General features: G+C 53.0%; 18 protein-coding genes. 17 read left to right on the plus strand and 1 reads right to left on the minus strand.

What is annotated here, in order from left to right; all coding sequences use genetic code 11:
- Positions 1-31: 31 nt before the first annotated feature.
- The 17 genes from KJA79_RS22510 (at position 32) to KJA79_RS22590 (ending at position 17,798) form a co-directional block, all read left to right on the plus strand.
- On the plus strand, positions 32-1,066 hold the full coding sequence (locus tag KJA79_RS22510) for a FemAB family XrtA/PEP-CTERM system-associated protein (protein WP_213044357.1): 1,035 nt from the start codon (positions 32-34) through the stop codon (positions 1,064-1,066).
- Positions 1,063-2,334 (plus strand): DegT/DnrJ/EryC1/StrS family aminotransferase, encoded by a 1,272-nt coding sequence (locus KJA79_RS22515; RefSeq protein ID WP_213044358.1) that lies wholly within the window; start codon positions 1,063-1,065, stop codon positions 2,332-2,334. Before KJA79_RS22510 ends, KJA79_RS22515 begins: the two co-directional genes overlap by 4 nt.
- 66 nt (positions 2,335-2,400) lie before the next feature.
- A complete protein-coding gene (locus KJA79_RS22520) occupies positions 2,401-3,540 on the plus strand; it encodes a glycosyltransferase family 2 protein (protein WP_213044359.1) in 1,140 nt (379 codons plus the stop codon).
- Between the two features lie 97 nt (positions 3,541-3,637).
- On the plus strand, positions 3,638-4,024 hold the full coding sequence (locus KJA79_RS22525) for an SxtJ family membrane protein (protein WP_213044360.1): 387 nt from the start codon (positions 3,638-3,640) through the stop codon (positions 4,022-4,024).
- 16 nt (positions 4,025-4,040) lie between these two features.
- A complete protein-coding gene (locus KJA79_RS22530; RefSeq protein WP_213044361.1) occupies positions 4,041-4,193 on the plus strand; it encodes a DUF5989 family protein in 153 nt (50 codons plus the stop codon).
- 132 nt (positions 4,194-4,325) lie between these two features.
- Positions 4,326-5,273, plus strand: coding sequence for a polysaccharide deacetylase family protein (locus tag KJA79_RS22535; RefSeq protein ID WP_213044362.1), 948 nt, complete (start codon positions 4,326-4,328; stop codon positions 5,271-5,273).
- Between the two features lie 228 nt (positions 5,274-5,501).
- The gene (locus KJA79_RS22540; protein WP_213044363.1) at positions 5,502-6,509 is read left to right on the plus strand and encodes a carboxylate--amine ligase; all 1,008 of its coding nucleotides are present in this window, start codon (positions 5,502-5,504) and stop codon (positions 6,507-6,509) included.
- Between the two features lie 66 nt (positions 6,510-6,575).
- Positions 6,576-7,109 (plus strand): low molecular weight protein-tyrosine-phosphatase, encoded by a 534-nt coding sequence (locus KJA79_RS22545; protein ID WP_213044364.1) that lies wholly within the window; start codon positions 6,576-6,578, stop codon positions 7,107-7,109.
- Positions 7,110-7,173: 64 nt separating this feature from the next.
- Positions 7,174-7,944: a class I SAM-dependent methyltransferase gene (locus KJA79_RS22550; RefSeq protein WP_213044365.1), complete on the plus strand. Its 771-nt coding sequence runs from the start codon at positions 7,174-7,176 to the stop codon at positions 7,942-7,944.
- A gap of 37 nt (positions 7,945-7,981) precedes the next feature.
- On the plus strand, positions 7,982-9,340 hold the full coding sequence (locus tag KJA79_RS22555; RefSeq protein WP_213044366.1) for an O-antigen ligase family protein: 1,359 nt from the start codon (positions 7,982-7,984) through the stop codon (positions 9,338-9,340).
- A gap of 88 nt (positions 9,341-9,428) precedes the next feature.
- Positions 9,429-10,538, plus strand: coding sequence for a glycosyltransferase family 4 protein (locus KJA79_RS22560; RefSeq protein WP_213044367.1), 1,110 nt, complete (start codon positions 9,429-9,431; stop codon positions 10,536-10,538).
- A gap of 113 nt (positions 10,539-10,651) precedes the next feature.
- On the plus strand, positions 10,652-11,803 hold the full coding sequence (locus KJA79_RS22565; RefSeq protein WP_213044368.1) for a glycosyltransferase family 4 protein: 1,152 nt from the start codon (positions 10,652-10,654) through the stop codon (positions 11,801-11,803).
- 54 nt (positions 11,804-11,857) lie between these two features.
- Positions 11,858-12,646, plus strand: coding sequence for an FkbM family methyltransferase (locus tag KJA79_RS22570; RefSeq protein ID WP_213044369.1), 789 nt, complete (start codon positions 11,858-11,860; stop codon positions 12,644-12,646).
- 53 nt (positions 12,647-12,699) lie between these two features.
- Positions 12,700-13,926, plus strand: a complete 1,227-nt coding sequence (locus KJA79_RS22575) for a glycosyltransferase family 4 protein (protein ID WP_213044370.1) — start codon at positions 12,700-12,702, stop codon at positions 13,924-13,926.
- 266 nt (positions 13,927-14,192) lie between these two features.
- Positions 14,193-15,236 (plus strand): acyltransferase family protein, encoded by a 1,044-nt coding sequence (locus KJA79_RS22580; protein WP_213044371.1) that lies wholly within the window; start codon positions 14,193-14,195, stop codon positions 15,234-15,236.
- A 173-nt stretch (positions 15,237-15,409) separates the two neighbouring features.
- Positions 15,410-16,855: an MBOAT family O-acyltransferase gene (locus KJA79_RS22585; RefSeq protein WP_213044372.1), complete on the plus strand. Its 1,446-nt coding sequence runs from the start codon at positions 15,410-15,412 to the stop codon at positions 16,853-16,855.
- Positions 16,830-17,798: an SGNH/GDSL hydrolase family protein gene (locus KJA79_RS22590; protein WP_213044373.1), complete on the plus strand. Its 969-nt coding sequence runs from the start codon at positions 16,830-16,832 to the stop codon at positions 17,796-17,798. The genes KJA79_RS22585 and KJA79_RS22590 overlap by 26 nt, the downstream gene beginning before the upstream one ends.
- Positions 17,799-18,077: 279 nt before the next feature.
- Here KJA79_RS22590 and KJA79_RS22595 read toward each other — a convergent pair whose 3' ends face one another.
- Positions 18,078-18,677: a hypothetical protein gene (locus KJA79_RS22595; protein WP_213044374.1), complete on the minus strand. Its 600-nt coding sequence runs from the start codon at positions 18,675-18,677 to the stop codon at positions 18,078-18,080.
- Positions 18,678-18,729 lie beyond the last annotated feature (52 nt).

Raw genomic sequence — 18,729 nt, forward strand, 5'->3', positions numbered from 1 at the left:
ATGCTATAGAGAAGTGCGGATGAGCGGGCTAATGGTATCAACTCTAGGACGAAGCGAGGCTGAGGTTCTGGCATGGGATCAGTACGTCCTGAAGTCATTCGAGGCCTCAGGTTATCATCTGTCAGGCTGGAGGCGAGTGATCGAAGAAGCCTTCGGCCACCCCACCTGTTATCTGACGGTGCGGGGAGAAAATGGAGCGCTCTGTGGGCTTGTGCCGCTGGTGTTTCTCGCGAGTCGTGGCTTCGGCCGGTTTCTCGTGTCTCTTCCGTTTGTGAACTATGGGGGCATGATTGCTGACTCTGCCGAAGGGTGTCGATTGTTAGAAGCTGGTGCGATTGAACAGGCGAAAGTTCTCGACGCACAGCATATCGAACTGAGACATGAAGCCCCCCTGGCGACGTCGTGGGTTTCGACAGAACGAAAAGTCTCGATGCGTCTTCCCCTGCCCCCTTCGTACGAAGATCTGCTGAAGGGCTTTCCCTCGAAATTGCGCAGCCAGGTACGGCGGGCGCAAAAAGAGGGGATGGTAGCACGGGTCGGCGGAGTTGAATGTCTTGACGAGTTTTATGCCGTGTTTTCGCGCTGCATGCGTGATCTGGGGACGCCGGTGTATGCCAAACGTTTCTTCGGCAAGATCCTTGAGGTGTTTCCCAAAGATGCCCATATCTGTATCGTGTCGCATCAAGACACACCGGTTGCTGCAGGATTCCTCTATGGATTCCGATCTTCTTTGGAGATTCCCTGGGCGGCATCGGACAAGCGCTTTAATAAGCTTTCCCCCAACATGTTGCTGTATGGGAAGGTATTGGAATATGCCTGTCAGCAAGGATTCCAGGTGTTTGACTTCGGACGTTCGAGTCCTGATAGCGGAACGTACAAATTTAAAGCACAATGGGGGGCACAGCCTCACCAACTTTATTGGTATTACTGGATGAAGGATGGACGAGATGTTCCTCAGCTCAACCCTCAAAATCCAAAATACGCGTTGGCGATTCGTCTGTGGCAGACCTTGCCTGTGCCTGTCGCCAATCTCCTTGGTCCGCACATTGTGAAACATCTTCCATGAAGGCTCAACGTACACTCCCGCCCACGGCAGCTCCGATCGAGTGGCGTGATCTTCTTCAAGGGTTGGTCGGGCTTGTGCGTCCGAGCGCCGCGCTCGATACACTGAACGCGGACTTTCGTCGTCATTTTGGAGTCAAGCATGTGTGGTTTGTGTCGTCTGGGAAGACTGCGCTGACGATTATCCTCCGTGCATTGCATAGCTTGTCCGGGCGCCGAACGGTTGTGACGCCGGGTTATACCTGTTTTTCGGTTCCTTCTGCTGTTGTCCGTGCGGGATTGTCGGTCCGGCTATGCGACGTGGATCCGCATACGTTCAACCCGGATTTCTGCCAACTCGCGGAGATCGCAGGCGAGGACGCATTGTGTGTCTTAGCGACCCACCTACTTGGAATCGGAGTCGATGTCCCGAGAGTCGTTGAGCTGTGTCGCCCTCGAGGCGTATTTGTGGTAGAGGACGTCGCTCAGGCATTCGGAGGGAGTTTCGAAGAGCGCCCCTGTGGGGCCATTGGTGATGTGGGGTTCCTCAGTTTTGGAAGAGGGAAAAACATTACGTGCGGATCGGGAGGAGCCATCCTGACGAACGATGATCGAATCGGTGAAGCGCTTGCCCGAGAGTATACCGGCCTTCCCGATATGTCGATTGCGGATATGCTGAGGAATTGGTTGGAGGTTGCGTTAACCCAGGTATTGATCGACCCTTCACGCTATTGGATCCCCGCTGGGCTGCCGTTTCTCGGGCTGGGGGAGACCAAATTTTATGCTGATTTTCCGATGGCCCGTATGGATGCAGTCCGTGCCGGATTGTTGGGGCGATGGAAGGAACGGTTGAGTCGTTCCACGACAAGCCGAGTGGCCCACTCAGCGCAGATGCGTCGATTGCTGGGTGATGCCCCAGGGCATACGATTCAACCTTCTGAAGGCGGTCGCTCCGTCTACCTGCGTTTTCCGCTCCTGATGCGTTCAAGGCAAGACAAGGATGCTTTGTGCCGCATATCCCGTGAGCAAGGACTTGGCGTCAGCGCCATGTATCCAACAGCGATCTCTCAGGTTGCCGAGTTGTCGGAGTTGCTCTCTGCTGAGCCAGTTCCGCATTCGGTCACGATTGCGGAGCGACTTGTCACGTTGCCGACACATGAATTGGTCTCTGATGAAGACCTGAAGAGAATCTGTTCCATCGTCACTGGCGTTCTGCGAGATCAAATGATAGGCGATAGGGCAGTAACCGGCGGTTCGCGGCTGTGCGGATCTGGATTGACAAAGTCCAATTGATGACATGAGTTAGAGGGGCGCGCACAGGGTGAGCTGTCGAGGGTAGGACAGGGGAGACTGTGATCAATGTGGGTTGCTGAGTGGATATTCTGGGGGTCGCTCATCTTCATTTTTTATGCATACGCTGGGTATCTGCTCATACTGCTGGCCTTATCCGTGTTTCGAAACCGCCCTGTCGTGGCCGGGAACATCCAGCCCATGGTGTCATTCATCATTACGGCCTACAACGAAGAACCACGTATCAAGGAGAAGATTGAGAACAGCTTGCGACAGCAGTATCCCCGCGAGTGCCTCGAAATCGTGGTCGCGTCCGATTGCTCTGCCGACCGCACCGACGAGATTGTGCGTTCGTATGAATCCTCCGGTGTTCGACTCATACGCGCGGCCGAGCGCCGTGGCAAAGAAGCCGCTCAGAAGCTGGCGGTCGGGCAAACAAGTGGGGATATCCTGGTGTTTTCCGATGTAGCCACCACATTATCCCCTGATGGTATCGCTAACATTGTAAAGGCATTTAACGACCCAACGGTAGGCTGCGTCAGCAGCGTAGATCGATTCGTCGATGCGCAGGGCAACCTGAGCGGGGAGGGCGCGTACGTTAAGTACGAGATGCTGCTTCGTCAATTGGAAACGAAAGTGAATACCTTGGTCGGACTGAGTGGGTCGTTTTTCGCTGCGCGCAGAAGCGTGTGTAGTCCCTGGGCTGATGATCTCCAAAGCGACTTCAATACACTGCTGAATTCAATGAAGGCGGGGCTGCGGGGCGTGTCAGACCCCAATAGCGCCGGGTACTACAAAAATCTCTCGGATGAGAAGAAGGAATATCAGCGGAAAGTCAGAACGGTATTGCGAGGGATTGCGGTATTGATGCGCAGTCTGCCGATGTTGAATCCCTTTCGCTATGGAATATTTGCTTGGCAGTTGTTCAGTCACAAACTGTGTCGGTGGTTGGTGCCATTTGCCATGATCGGAGCACTCATATCCAACCTAGTGCTGGCGACGCAGTTCCCCCTGTACCGAGCTGTACTTCTTGGGCAGGTGCTGTTCTATGCTGCAGCCAGCGCCTATGCGGTCTTTCATTGGATGCCCCAGAGTAGTGTGTTCAGACTGCCGTCGTTTTTTGTGTTAGTCAATCTATCGATCCTCGATGCGTGGATGCGCTATTTCAGAGGGGATCGAGTATTTCGGTGGGAACCATCGAAACGGTAATGTGGGCAGGCGGGGAGTGGTGTCGGCTGAAACTCTAAGGACGTCGAAGGAAGAGGCCGTGTGACGGGCATTGATCAGGGGGACAAGAATGGAACAGATGGCTGAAAAAAGGGAATTACGGAATTTCGGGTTGATGGTGGGCGGCATACTCTGCCTGATCGGCATTTGGCCCATGATTCGGCATGGTGAGGCCCTTCGTCTCTGGGCCGTTCTCCCAGGCGTTCCGCTCATTCTGTTGGGATTGGCGGCCCCGACGATTCTCGCGCCGATCTTTAAGATTTGGATGAAGATTGGCCATGTGATGGGCTGGATCAATACCAGGATCATTCTCGGCGTGCTGTACTTTGGGCTCATCACTCCCATGGGCGTCGTCATGCGCATGTTCGGGTGGGACTCCATGAGCAGAGCGCTGAGGCAGGATGCCGAGAGTTATCGAGTGGTCAGGCAGGCGAGGCCGCGCACTCATATGACCAGGCAATTTTAGCGATTGGAGGGCGAGCATGGGTGATTTTCTGGCGGAATTGTGGGCATTCATGAAGGAACGAAAAAAGTTCTGGTTGCTCCCCATCATCGTGATGCTGGTGTTGTTGGGAAGTCTTATTGTTCTTACGCAGGGATCCGCCGTTGCACCATTCATCTACACCTTGTTTTGAGCGAGGAAGCCTGAGGCTGGCATGGGTAGCTCGATTTCCCGTCTAAAGTCGGCAACTCGAACGTCCATTGCATGGGCGGCCCACGCGTGCTCGTTGCACCAGTTCCGACTTCGCGGCAAGGTTGCGATACTGATGTATCATCGGGTGCTGACGCGCGAGGAGGTCGCCTGCCAGGCTGTACAGCCTGGCATGTATGTGTTGGATACCGTATTCGCACAGCAAATGGCATTTGTGCGAGAGACCTTCACCGTACTATCGTTTCGCCAGCTTCTTGACCTCTGGCAGACAGGGAAGTGGGATAAACAGGCACGGTATTGTGTCGTCACGTTTGATGACGGCTGGTTAGACAATTATCGGCATGCGTACCCGGTCTTGAAGCGACTGGGGCTGCCGGCAACGATCTTTCTGCCTACGGACTATGTGAGCACCAATCAGTGGTTCTGGCCGGATCGAATTGCGCATCTTCTGCGGTCTGCTCGGAGCGCCGAGCAGGGCATTAAACATGTCCAACAGATCGAACGTGTACTGCTGAATTTGTTTGGTGTCGCTGGCGAATCTCTGGGGAAAGCGTTGGTGAACGACGAGCGAGCTACGGATCAGTTGATCGATTGGTGCAAGGAGTTGCCGAAGGATCAAATCGAGATGCTCATTGCCGCATTGGCAGTTGAACTGGGAGTGTCGGTTCCCGTCGAGCGGGTGGTGGTCAATTGGGAGGAGGTGCGCGAAATGTCTCAGGGCGGCATCTCTTTCGGATCCCACTCCTGCTCGCATCGCATTATGACGACGATTTCACCATCGGAGGTCTCACAGGAATTGGAACAGTCCGAGTGTGTGCTTCAACGGGCAGGAATCGACTATGTCCCAGTCTTTTGTTACCCCAACGGGAATAGCGATGTGGCTATCCAAGCTCAGGCCAAAGCGCACGGCTATGAAGCAGCCGTGTCCGTGCAAATGGGAGTCGAGGGAACACATCCAAGGAACCGCTTCGCACTTCGTCGAGTCGGAATTCACAATGATGTAACATATTCGATTCCTTTGTTCTCGCTTCGGCTCTGCGGATTGCTGTCTCGAACAAAGTAGGATGTAGGCCAGAAACTTGAGCCATGCGATTGTGAGGTGGGAGCGCACGTGAGAGTGTTGGTAACGGATGGGAACGAGCGCACGGCGCTTGCAGTAACGAGAGCTCTTGGTCGTGAGGCAATTGAGGTCATTGTAGGGGCAGAGACTCAACGGTCCCTTGCGAGTGCATCGCGTTACTGTCGCGAGAGTGTTTCTTATCCATCCCCCTATCAAGATCCGCAGGGGTTCGTGAATGCCCTGCTGGACGTCGTTCGGAAACAGCGTGTGGATGCATTGTTTCCTGTGTCCGATATCGCCATGCATGTGATAGGGCCGGAGAAGACCCGCTTCGCCGGATATACACACATCCCCACCCCGGACGCCGAGACGTTTTCTGAAATTTCAGACAAGTATCGTCTGATGCAGCAGGCCGTGGCCCAAGGAGTGGCCATTCCCGAGACCCTCTTTGTTCCTGACGGGCAACTTGATTCGGTCATCGAGAAGGTCTGCGAGTTTCCGGTCGTTGTAAAGCCTGGTTGCTCTCTTGTGAAGGAAGGGCAGCAGTGGAAGAAGACGAGTGTGTGTTATGCCGAGTCTCGGGATGCGCTCATGCGTCTGTACAATGAGAAGCCATACCTGCGTCAACCTTCATTGATCCAGCGACGTGTGGTCGGTGAGGGGCAAGGGTTGTTTGTCCTGATGAACCAAGGCCTGCCGCTAGGGATGTTTGCACATAGGCGATTGCGAGAACGGCCACCCTCCGGAGGGGTGAGTGTGTTGCGTGAGAGTATTGCCTTGCCCAAAGCCATGGTTGACGCTACGCTGACCCTATTGCAACGCGTCAAATGGCATGGCGTAGCGATGGTAGAGTTCAAAGTCGATGCAGCCCGCCAGCGTCCACTGTTGATGGAAATTAACGGGAGATTTTGGGGTTCTTTACAACTAGCCATTGATGCAGGGGTGAATTTTCCTCTTCGCCTCCTCAACATGGCAATGGGGAAAGCAGAGGTATTGCCAGTAGACGGATATCGGATTGGGGTGAAGTCGCGATGGTTGTTGGGAGACTTGGATCAGTTGGTGATGCGAATGCGGAAAAGTGATCGGGTACTCAACCTTCCCCCAGGTGCACCGTCGCGATTCCAGGCAATGCTGTCGTTTTGCCGGCTTTTCGAGCGAGATATGTTTTACGAAATGGAGCAGTTGAGCGACCTCGGACCAAGTCGGTTAGAGCTCATGCGTTATCTTAAGTTAGCTTAGGGAGTTGCAATGTCCCAAGTCGGGTCGGCTTCTGCGCGGACTCTCGCGCGCTCAATGAAGCACGCTGTGAATGCAGTGTTGAATCACTGGCGCTATCAGGTGCTGTTGAATCAGCAAGTATTCCCTACACCTGCGCGCGCGATCTTAGTTGTATGCAAGGGAAACATTTGCCGGAGTCCCTTGGCGGAGGCGTATCTCAAACACCAGATGGAGAAGCACGGATTGCCGATCAACATTTATTCGGCAGGACTTGAGACGTCTTTGGGAAAGCCCGCACATCCGCTCGCGCAAGTTGTTGGGACGGAAGGAGGGCTTTCGCTCAGCAAGCATGCGACTCAACCGTTGCACAAAGATCAGGTGGAACGGGCTGACATGATACTGGTTATGGAGTGGCGGCAGCGCAATCGTCTGGTGAAGTTGTATCCACAGGCGAAGGGAAAAGTATTTCTGCTGCGTCAATTTTACGATCAGTCAGTTTTGGAAGTGGCTGATCCATATAGCGGTACCCTCGAAGACTTTCAGGTGTGTTTCACGATGATCAAGCAGGCCTGTGATGTGCTCGTCAGCCGCATGCTGCCGGCCAGTAGTCGCCAACAATAGACTTGACTGATGCGGTGCGGAAGAATTTACGGATCGTCATGGTTAAGGGAGGTTCGGCATCGATATGAGCTTGCGAACGAGGCTGTTCAACATTTATTGGACGCTACGAGGTGCTATCGCGCCGTCCCTCCGCTACTCCCAATATTGGTATGAGGAGGCGCTGAAGCGCTATGTGACGCCGTCGGTCGAATGGGTGGAGATTGGCTGCGGGCACGCAGTTCTTCCCAGTTGGAGGGCGAATGAAGAGCGTCAGTTAGTGAAGACATGTAAAGCCATATTTGGAATCGACTATGACCTGCCTTCGCTAAAGGCGCACCGGAACATTTCCAAAAAGCTGCGTGGCGATGTGACCAAGTTGCCGTTTCGGAATGGTGCGTTCGATCTGGTGACCGCCAATATGGTGGTTGAGCACCTCGATCATCCGGACGAGCAGTTCAGGGAAATCAGCCGTATTCTTAAGCCTAACGGCGTGTTCCTGTTTCATACGCCAAACGCCTATGGCTACGGTGTCATCCTGTCAAAGATTGTACCCGAATGGCTCAAAGGTAAGCTCATCTATCTGTTGGAGGGACGTCAGGAGCACGATGTCTTTCCCACGCACTACAAGGCGAATACGGAAGCTCAAGTGAAGGCGCTGGCTCAAGCCAATGGCTTTGAGGTGCTTCAGCTTGATTTGATTCCAACCGACGCCATCTTTGCCATGTTTCCTCCGCTCGCTGCCTTAGAGTTGCTGTGGATTCGGTTGCTCATGACCCAGCCGTTCCGTAACCTTCGAACCAATATGATTGTGGCGTTGAGGAAATCAGCCAAGCCGTATCATGTAGCGCTCGGATGAGCGGTTCCTTCATTCAGAGAGGCGAATCATCAAGCACATGACGGCAGGTGAATTCGGAATTAAGTCTGCAGGTCGACAAGCGGCAGTACCCAACGAGCCCAAGATCGGGTTCTACCTCGTTATGCTTGCGATGCTGTTTGAATTTGGGCGGCCACAGGATATTTTTCCTCCCCTCAAAGTGGTTCCAATCCCGAGCCTGTTGGACGCCTCCATTTTCATTGCGGTCTTGGCCTCCGGAAAAACCACTTTTGCCAATCTACAAACAAAACTTTGGATAGGATTGCTCGCATTTATGGCAATGTGGGTGCCATTCGCGAACAACAATTTTTGGGCGTTTATGACTTTAAAGGAGATGACGTTATACTTCTTTCTCTATTTAGGAATCGTCACCTTTGTGAATACAACCGGTCGAATGCAGACGGTCATCTTAGTGTGGCTGGCTGTTCACGCGGTTCTTGGCGTAAATGGAATATTGCATCATGGGCAAGGAGTTGGTGGGTGGCTTGGAGATGAAAATGATTTTGGTATGGAAATGAATGTGGCGGTCCCTGTCGCATTCTTCATGTACCAGGCGGCAACAACCCAGCGCTCGAAGTTGCTCTATATGGCGTTATTGGGCCTTTTTGTTATGTCCGTGGTCGCGACGTCTTCGCGAGGCGCATTTCTGGGATTGCTGGCGGTGGGAACTTATTGTTGGTTGTACTCACCAAGGAAAATCTTGTCACTGCTCTTAGGCGTGTGCCTGGTTGGCCTGGTGCTCATCACTGCACCTCAGGAGTATTGGGATCGCATTAGCTCCATTACTGATGACAGCACCATGGAAACCGGCACGGCAGGGCAACGAATGTTCACCTGGGGCATAGGGTGGGAAATATTTACTGCTAATCCCATTTTGGGAATCGGTCAGGGAAACTTTCCTTGGACAATCGGTGAGTACATGGGAGGGCGCACCTGGCAAACCAAATCCTTGGCCGGTCGACAGGCCCATTCTTTGTATTTTACGTTGATGCCAGAACTCGGCCTTGTTGGAATAATCATTTTCGGCACAATGATTGTTCTGAACTATAGAGACACAAGAGTGCGTCAGCTTGTCCCACTTCGGCTGCCAAAGATAGGGAAAAGGCTGGAAAGTGAACCGGCAAACGATCCTGAATTTGTCCAGGCAGCCTTGTTCGGCAATGCCATTCTGGGAGGCATGATAGGCTATCTTACGACGAGTGCGTTTATTTCTACCCTCTACTATCCGACCTTTTGGATATTGATGGGTTTGGCGGTAGCCCTTCGAAACACTACCCAGGCTTATTCGGTGACAAGATCTGATAAGAGTTTGTCTTCCTCCCTAGCATCAAACGCGCCTCTTGAGCGCTCTCCTAGAACCGTGAGGTTCTCCCGCTAATGCTACTGCGTCAGGTTCTCTTTGAAAATGGGAGAGGCTTTCTTCCTACATGCACGACGCAGAGTTGTGCCAATTGGCAGTGAACAGTATGATTCGAACCATTCTGTTCCTCTCGACCAGTAGCGGGCCCGGTGGTGCGGAACGCGTCATTAGCAATTTGGCGGCGTCGTTGGACCCTCGTAGATATCGGGCTATTCTGTGCTTGTTCCGTCCCGGATGGCTCAAGGAACGGAGTGAAAGCTGTGGAATTCGTACGTTCGTTCTTCCGACCCAGGGTATGACCGATTGGCGGTGGGCAATTCAATTCAAGCGACTCTTGCGACAGGAACAGGTGGATGTGATTCACGCGCATGAATTTGATGCGAATGTGCAGGGGGCGTGTGTCGCAGCGTTATCGGGTATTCCTCTTGTCGCCACCGTCCACGGCAAGAACTATTATTGGGAAAGGCTTCGGCGACGGCTTGCGTATAGATGGGTGAGCCGAAGGGCGACCATGGTGGCTGTGTCGGAGGATCTCAAACAATTTATTGTTGAAAAGGTGGGGATTCCTACGAGTCGTGTGAAGGTCCTCTATAACGGCGTGGATGTGCTGCCCCAGTGCACTCCTGCTGAGGTGGTTGAGTGCCGGAAGGAGTTGGGGCTGCCTGAGGACCATCAGATTGTGGGGGTAGTAGGCAATCTGTATCCGGTGAAAGGGCACCAGTACCTCATCGAGGCAATTCCTGCAGTTCTAAAGACATGCCCCAACACATCATTTGTGTTTGCCGGGAGGGGGCAGCTGGAAAGTGAATTGAAGGCGCAAGCATGTCGACTCGGTGTGGATGAGCGGGTCCACTTTCTTGGCCTAAGGCAGGATATTCCAAGAATCCTGGCCATGCTTGATCTGTTCGTGTTGCCCTCCCTTTCGGAAGGACTTTCAATGGCAATCCTTGAGGCCATGATCTCCGGAAAACCGGTGGTCGCGACGCAGGTCGGAGGAAATCCTGAACTTGTGATAAATGAGGAAACGGGATTTCTTGTTCCCCCACGTGATAGTCAGGCGTTGGGGGACAAGTTGATCGTGTCCTTGACTAACACACAGCAGTCCGCCGATTTTGCAGAGAGAGGCAAACGTCGCGCGGAGGGGCTATTCAGTCTGCGAAGCATGGTGTCGTCCTATCAGTCGCTGTATGATCAGTGTCTGAAATCGGAAGGATAGCCGTACCGTCCGGCTGTGGCTGCATCGTGTAGGACCGCAGCCCTGTAGAAGATAGCGAGTGGGCGAGTTGGAGAGTCTTTTCTGTTGAGTAGCACCCACTGTGGGATTTGGTCGTGAAGATTTGTCATGTCGCGATGGGCGACTTGTGGGCAGGGGCCGAAGTTCACCTGCTTGCGCTCATGACTCACCTGGTTCGATTGCACGGCTTCGAATGGTCAGTGGTGTTATTCAATGAGGGGCGGTTGGCGGATGAATTGCGGAAGCTACCTCTCTCCCTAGCAGTCATTCCTGAGAGTCAACATGGCCCCGTAGCTCTTGCCTCTGGGCTTGCAAGGGTGTTTCGCCAGTTTCGGCCTGACGTGGTGCATACCCATAAGTACAAGGACTCGATTCTTGGCTCCATTGTCGCCCGTTACACGGGGGTTCCGCATGTAGTCAGAGTTGTTCACGGCATGCCGGAACCCTTCCAGGGATTGAGGAATGTGAAGATGTCCGCATACATGATTGCGGACAGATTCGTCACTCGTCGGCTGGTGGATAAGGTCATTGCTGTCTCCTCGGAGATTGAGCAGGCTCTAGGTCGGCTCTACGGCCAAGGCCGACTGGTGTGCATACACAACGGGATCGATTTAGAAGCAGTTCGCGTCACGACCCAGAGAGCGGATAAGCGTAAGGAGTGGGGTGTTGATGGCAAAGCCATATTGATTGGAACGGTGGGACGGCTAGCTCCAGTGAAGGGGCATGCCGTATTGCTTGAGGCCTTTCGAATACTGTCTCAATTCCACCCGAATGTGGTACTAATTTTTGTCGGCGATGGGCCTTTGCGTGTGGAGCTCGAAGCCGAGGCAAATCGGATGGGCTTAGGCCGAACAGTCATTTTTTCTGGCCATCAGGAACAGTCATACGATTTCATCAATATGATGGATGTCTTTGTTCTGCCCTCTTTGCACGAAGGTATTCCAATGGTCCTGTTGGAGGCCCTTGCTCTGAGGCGACCGGTTGTTGCGAGCCGAGTGGGTGGGATCCCCGAGGTCCTAGCCCATAGTTATTCCGGAGTCTTGGTTAGCCCAAACAATCCCGAGGAACTCGCCACTGCGATTCAGTCTCTGATTGAGAATCCATCAAAAGCTGTAGCTTTTGGATCGTCGGGTCGAAGTCAGGTTGAGTCTGAATTTAGTGCCGACTTAATGGCGACTCGTACGGCTGAGATGTATCGAACATTACGAACCGGTGTAACCCAAGGCGACGGATCCCACGGCTCCTGAGACAGGTCCGTCACGATCTTTGCAGTCACCACAGGTTCAAGAGGAGAAAGTCCGTTGTCCAAACATTTGATAAGGCTACTGGTTGCGAATGTGCTTCCGGCACCGATTCTTACGTGGGTGAAGACGAATTACTATGCCCCCTCCGTGCGCACATTTTGGGAAGAAGATGTGGAGCCGGTGAAGGCGCTTGTAAAGCCAGGAGATTTCGTTATCGATATGGGGGCAAATTTCGGATGGTATACGAACGTTTTGTCCTTGTTGGTTGGAGATAGAGGGAAAGTCTACAGTGTCGAACCTATTCCGGATACCTTTCGAGTAATGAGTGGGATTGTTTGCAAGTTCAAACTCAGCAATGTCGTTCCCATGAATTATGCGATGTCGAAGCACGATGGCACGGCGGTGATGCGAGTGCCACAGCATGAGTATGGAGGGAACAACTTTTATCGCGCGCAGATCGATTTGAAGCAGGACGGGTCGCGTAAGGCAATGAAAGAATATACGGTCCCGATGCGGTCGTTGGATTCGCTATTCCTGGACGTTGCCGACAAGGTTACGTTCATCAAATGCGATGTCGAAGGGCACGAGTTAGCCGTCGTGAGTGGGGGAAAGAAGTTTTTCGAGAGGTCCAAACCGGCCTGGCTCATGGAGGTAGGTGGAGATCCTGATAGCGAAGGAACGCCCGCGCATCAGTTATTTAGTCTTATGAAGCAGTATGGCTACAAGATCTACTTTTTTGATGGTCGGTTCCTTCGGTTGCGCCCATTGGGACATTGGTCGGTTAATTATCTATTGCTTCAACCGGAACACTGTCGTGATCTCATGCATTTGATGGCGCCGGAATAGTTGATCACCATGAGGTCTGGCGATTCTTCCGTGCCGATTGATAGAAACCCGACATGAGAATTTTGTGGCTCGGACATAACCTTGCGTATCCACCGAAGGGAGGACCGCTTCAGCGTAATTACAACTTGTTGAAGCAGGCTTCCAGGCGTCATGAGGTGCATGTGTTGGTATTTGACCAGCCGGCCTCCAGGCCTCCAGGGGTTACTCCCGAGCACTGCGTAGAAGCCTTGTCAGAGTTTTGTGCCAGTGTAGAGTGGGTTCCTCTTCCGACTGACACTTTTGGTATAGGTCGCTACTGGCGGGCGCTCGGTGGTGTGCTCACGGGTGACCCGTATGAATTTCGCTGGCTACGATCCAGGGAGATGGCAAAGCGTCTCCAGCGACTTGCGGGTCGAATTCAGTTTGATGTGGTGCATGTCGACACATTGGGGCTAGCCCCCTATGTTTCTTTGCTTCCTGACGTTGGCACCGTGCTGAATCATCACGATATAGAATCCGCTCTCGTTCAGAGACGGGCCGTCAGCGACCCCAATGTGTTGTGGCGCATGTTCTGGTCGCGCGAGGCGGCTCATTTATTGTCTGCAGAGCGACGCTGGTGTCCCTCGTTCCATGTGAACCTGGTGGTGTCCAATGACGAAGGGAAGCTCCTCAAACCTTCCTGCCCAAAAAGTGACATTCGTGTGGTCCCCAACGGGGTCGATATTGAATATTTCACGCCGCGTCCAGATCCGGGCGGAACGAGGTTGCTCTTCTGCGGTCGCCTGGATCAACTGGCCAACAAGGGCGCGATCACATTCTTCTTCAAATCCATCTGGGCTGAACTGGCCGATCGGGTGAGCACAATCGAAATTGATGTGGTCGGGAAGAATCCCCCGGCCTGGCTGCGTGAGTTAAGTCTGAGAGATTCGCGTGTGCACGTTCCGGGATTTGTGGCAGACGTCCGCCCCTATTTTCAGAAGGCGACGATATTCGTCTGTCCCATCATGGATGGAGGAGGGACGAGGTTGAAAATTCTCGATGCCTTGGCTATGGGTATGCCGATAGTCAGTACGACCTTTGCTGCATCGGGTTTAGATTTGCGAGACGGAGACCATCTCTTGCTAGCCGACACGCCCGAGGCCATGATCGAGCAGATTCGACGCGTACTGGATGATAAGGCATTACGAGAGCAACTTGCCCAAGGCGCTGTCAATGTGGTTCGACAGACCTATTCCTGGGACACGATCGGACACAGTCTTCAGGCTGCATACGAAGCAGCGTTCGAACTGAAGGAAAGGTGAGAGTTCGAGGTCTTAGCCATAGGGACACCCGAGGGCTCATCCCACCGCGTCCTAGGCTGTAGCTCATGATGGATGCGCTCTGCCGATGGTAACCACCCGATAGAACGAGAGCATCCAAAGTTTTACGTGCATATGTGACGCGATCTTCTGCTGATCCATGCATCTGGTAGAGAGCCTGTGTCTGCGCGACGCATGCTGCTACCGACCTAGTGTGCCATACCAGCCAATGCGCATAGTCAGATACGTCTTCTCGAAAGTTATGTTGCATGCAGCCTAAGAAGGCGGCGTACGAGTCCAGATCGGCGAGACTCGCCTTTCTCGACGGCTTTCGTGGATGCGCGATCGTGATGGTCGTTGCAACCCATGCAATGGCCTATGCGAAGCTCGAAGATTCCACGAGCAGCCTACTTACGTTCTGGGTGCAAGCGGTTGCCGTGCCGCCGTTCTTTCTCGTAGATGGATTCTTGTTTGCGCGCCACATGGAAAGTTCCACTTCCTTTTCGTATGGTGATTATGCCGTTCGGAGCGCAAGACGGCTGCTGTTGCCCTGGGTCTGTTTCAGCGTCCTGTATGTGGTTTTTCGAGCTGCGTTTGAGTATGTCTCACACCCAACGCATACGCTTGTCTTGGAGCGTACAGTCGGGGAGGTGCTTGCCGCAGTGTATTACTCCTCTGTCTCCTCCCAAATGTACTTTCTCCCAGCCCTGTTCATCATACGAATGTTGTCCGGGGGCGCAAGAACTCTTGGTCTTCTGCAGCCGTCCAGGCTCGTGATGTCCTGGCTAGCATACGTATGGGTGTGGCAAAGCCTACCGTTCAGCGCTGAACAGGGAGACAGAATCGACCCCGTGCTCAGCGCCATATGGGGGATGCAATATTATCTTCTAGGGATGGTGCTGTCGATTCACGATAAGCGCATTGCGAGCCGGCCATTGATTGGCGCAAGTATCGGCTTGGCGTGTCTAGCGACTGTGAAGATACTCCTTCCAACGTGGGGAGTGTTGGCCCAATATTTGTATCTGGGAAGCCTCTTTTCTCTCTTCCGTGGATTGGGGGATCGTGTTTCATCGCTGTATGCTATAGGGCGTTTCACGATGGGAGTGTATCTCATTCATGCGCCGGTAATCTTGAAATTAGTTTCTTCTGCCGCGCCTTTGGTGTTTGATCAATCAGGCATGGGCAGGTACCTGTTGATTACACTAGTTGCCGTACTTGTTTCGGCGGGCATTGCACGATTGTGTGCCAGGGCTCGATGGTGGAGATTTCTGCTCGGCGAAGAGATACGGGGGGATACTGAACATGCGAGGTAATCTCTCTAGCTAGAAGCGGGTCGAAGTTACATCGGCGTCAAATCTAGCGGTGTTCCCGGATGTTGCGTACAAGTGTCATGATCTCCATTGACCGCTTACCAATCTCGATAGAACCACATCTGTCTAATGCGCCAGAACATCTCGCGTCCATAAGATCGAAATCGTGAGTACGCATGTTCTTTGACACGCTCATCTATCTCCTGTTTTTGTCGCTTGTGGTCGGGGTGTACTGGCGACTGAGTTGGCGGAATCAAAATGCCTTCCTGCTCGCGGCCAGTTACGTGTTTTACGGGTGGTGGGATTGGCGATTCCTAGGCCTGATCTTTGTCTCCACTGCGGTGGATTTTGTATGTGCTCATGCTATCGAGTCTTCCTCCAACGATGCCAAACGAAAACTTGCATTGGTCATTTCTGTCACCTTGAACCTAGGCTTTCTTGGCTACTTCAAATACTGCAACTTTTTTATCGATTCATTTGCTCTCGTGGTGGAGCAAATGGGGGTATCGGTATCGATCAGTACCTTGCAGATAGTACTGCCACCAGGGATCTCGTTCTACACATTTCAGGCCTTGGCATATATCGTGGACGTATATTATCGAAGGCTTAAGCCGGCGTCTTCTTTTGTTGACTATGCGCTCTTCATTAGTCTGTTTCCGCACCTGATTGCTGGGCCGATTCAGCGACCATCGCATTTGTTGCCGCAGGTACAAGCTGCACGTTCGTACGATTCAGAAAAGATATTCAACGGTATACTGTTGATCATCACGGGTCTGTTTCGCAAATGTGTTATTGCCGACAATTGTGCGCTTTTAGCTGATGGCGCATTCGGCGGGAAGCTGGGTGAGGGCAATATATTCGTCTTGGCAATCGGTGCTTACGCGTTTGCCTGGCAAATTTATGGCGATTTCAGCGGCTACAGTAATATTGCAAGAGGATCGGCACAACTTCTTGGATTCCACTTCATGGTGAATTTCAAGCAGCCTTATCTGGCTGTGAGTTTGCAGGACTTTTGGCATCGATGGCACATCAGTTTGAGCACATGGTTGCGCGATTATCTCTATATTCCGCTCGGGGGAAATCGCGGGGGAGAGTGGCGAACATTCAGGAATCTGTTCATGACGATGGCGATTGGGGGAGGATGGCATGGGGCGAACTGGACCTTCATCGTTTGGGGAATGTTACACGGTTGTGGGTTGGGTTTGGAGCGACTGATCAGCAGAACCAGTGAAATCGGCACGGGTATCCAAGGGTGGGTGAGATCATGGTCCGGGAAAACTGCGTCCTTCCGGACTTGGCTGCAGCGCATCGTTATTTTTCATGTGGTTTGCATCGGCTGGGTATTTTTTCGTGCGGAGTCGGTTGGTCATGCTTGGCATTTTCTCTATCTCGGGCTCACAAGAGTGCAGTGGATACCGGAGTACGCCACTGCCACGATCTTTCTGATCATGTTTACACTTCCCATGTTTGTGATTGATCAAATCAACGAGCGGCGTGGGGAGGAGTATCTGTTCGAGCGGGCCCATCCCTACGGACGTGTCGGCATCGGGAGCATATTGATTGGGGCAACTCTACTTTTCGCGGGTAGTAAATCGAATGCCTTTATCTACTTTCAGTTCTGATATGTTAGCAGAGCGACGTATCGCAACGTTGCAGAAGGCAACGATTGGGCTGTTGCTCGTTACAATTGGTCTGGTAGGGGGGCTTGAGCTCGGGACGTATCACTTTGTGTATCAAGTCAGTAGGAATCTCTCGCGAATTCATAATGAAGCGTTGGTTGCGGCTCAAATTCGTGGTGGCGCTGAGGGGCGAAAGGAGGTATTGCTCGTAGGGAACTCCTTGCTCATCCATGATGTGGACGTGGAAAAGTTGGAGCGACGCCTGATTCCCAACCAGCATGTTCAGCAGTTCGCGATTCAAGCGACTACATACTACGACTGGTACTATGCGCTGCGGGGGCTACTCACCGAAGGCGCACGGCCAGATCGTGTTGTAGTTTGTTTGGAGGCTCGTCATATCGTGCTGTCGAGTGTGCGCAACGAGATTTTCGCGCATTACCTCATGAAACGAAGAGATTTGTTTGATGTTCGCCGAACGCTTCATCTGACAGGAACGGAAGCCTTCGATTTACTTGTGGCCAATACGAGCATCTTTTATGCGTTGCGCAAGGAGTTGCGCCAGGTTTTGCTCCAATACGTGCTGCCGGAGATCCCGCAGCTGACCGCGATGATTGCTCTTGCGCCGAAGCCACAGCCGGACCCGGTCGCGCTTCGGACGCTTGGTGCAGCGAGGCTGACTGCGCTGCGAAAGCTAATGATGAATTCACACACTGAACTCACTCTGGTGTTGATGCCGCCTGTCGAACCGGAGTCCTCTGAAATTATCAGGCAGGTCAGTGAGCAAGTCGGTGTGCAACTGCTGGTGCCTCTCTCTCAGAATGATCTTGCGGATGAGGATTATCAGCCTGATGGCTATCATCTGAACCAGCGAGGGCGAGATAAATTCACGGAGGCCCTGATTCCCCTTTTGCTTCCAGCCGATCCGATCACATCGTTTTCCCGGTGAGACGTGTGGTGTTCACACAAGTAGTGTCCCCTCCACTGCGGTCGGTCATAGGACACCATTCCACTCTCATGAGCTTGGAAGATTCGGTGTGTGCAGCGCTGTAGTGGTTCCAAGAAATCATGCAGGCGGCTTGATTTCAGGGGAGCACTACAAGCATTCCAAGATTAGGGGACCTTCGTTTCCCTAGCGGACAGTGCCTCGCTATCCGATCCGTGCTCTCCCGACACCAAGCCATTTCAGCGGTCCGGCGTCAGGAGTGATCGACCAAAGCCTACCCAGCTACGGAACCGAAATACCGCGTAATGTGGGAGTTGCGGGCGGGCCTGGGGGATTATCAGTGCTCGTGCCACCGTTCGGGATGCTGATATGTACGTGGTCAAGCCAGTGCTCCCAATCCACTGTGTTGGATGTGCCCATGTCTTGTGCTCCGTCCCAGGTGTTATTCCACTGCCATTCGGTGAGTCCGCTTGGAGCATAGTTGAGGTTGGTATAGTTTCCGCCAAGGACGCCGTTTATCCACCAACGTAAGATGCCGTCGCGTGAGGTGGCCGTCGTGCTCGCCTTTTGATACACCTCAACCTTCGCCCATTGACCCAGGGTAATCATGCTGGGACCTGCATTGGCGTAGCACCAAAGTCCAGAATCCAATGCGCAGGTGTGACTATTATCCAAGCCGGATGTATTGTGTCCCCATTCGAACTTCATCGTTGAGCTCCCCGGGGTGTTCCACATACCGAAGTATCCGTTTCCGAGAGTGTTCCCGCGGATGAAGAACAGTTTGTTTTGGACGATACGGCCTTGAAACTGCGGATTCGTGCGCCATGTTAGGCCGACGTACATTTCGCGCACCGGTTGAGGCGTGGAATAGATAAGCTGCATGCCTCCCTGCGGAGCAAACGCATACAGAAGTCCTTTGATTCCACCGGACGGC

The sequence above is a fragment of the Nitrospira defluvii genome (assembly GCF_905220995.1).
Classification (GTDB): domain Bacteria; phylum Nitrospirota; class Nitrospiria; order Nitrospirales; family Nitrospiraceae; genus Nitrospira_A; species Nitrospira_A defluvii_C.